Origin of the sequence: Cupriavidus sp. SIMBA_020 (genome assembly GCF_046535395.1) — a bacterium.
GTDB classification, from domain to species: domain Bacteria; phylum Pseudomonadota; class Gammaproteobacteria; order Burkholderiales; family Burkholderiaceae; genus Cupriavidus; species Cupriavidus campinensis.
Genome location: NZ_JAWRWU010000702.1, coordinates 1 through 268, shown reverse-complemented (window position 1 = coordinate 268; position 268 = coordinate 1). Strand labels below are relative to the sequence as shown.

Sequence of the window (268 nt, the reverse complement as noted above, 5' to 3'; positions counted from 1 at the left end):
GGCATCGGTCGAGACGGCGAGCGGGGTTGTCCGGCGCATCGCGGTGGCGGCGACGTATCGATCGAAAGCTTCACCCAGCGTGGCCTTCAGATCAGGCAAGGTCGGTCCTTCCCAGGCGACGCCGAATACGATTCCGTTCCCCGCGACATACTCGCGCACCACGGTGCCGGACGGCAGCGTAATCAAATGCACGGTGTATGCGATCCGCGAAGCGACGCTGTGTGCGGTGGCACGCATTCGAACCTGGTCGCCGCCTACGCTGCTGACC

General features: G+C 64.9%; 1 protein-coding gene. It reads right to left on the bottom strand.

What is annotated here, in order from left to right; genetic code table 11:
* Positions 1-268: DUF2844 domain-containing protein (locus SB751_RS31135; protein WP_410749158.1), on the bottom strand; the 268-nt coding region annotated here is incomplete at both ends.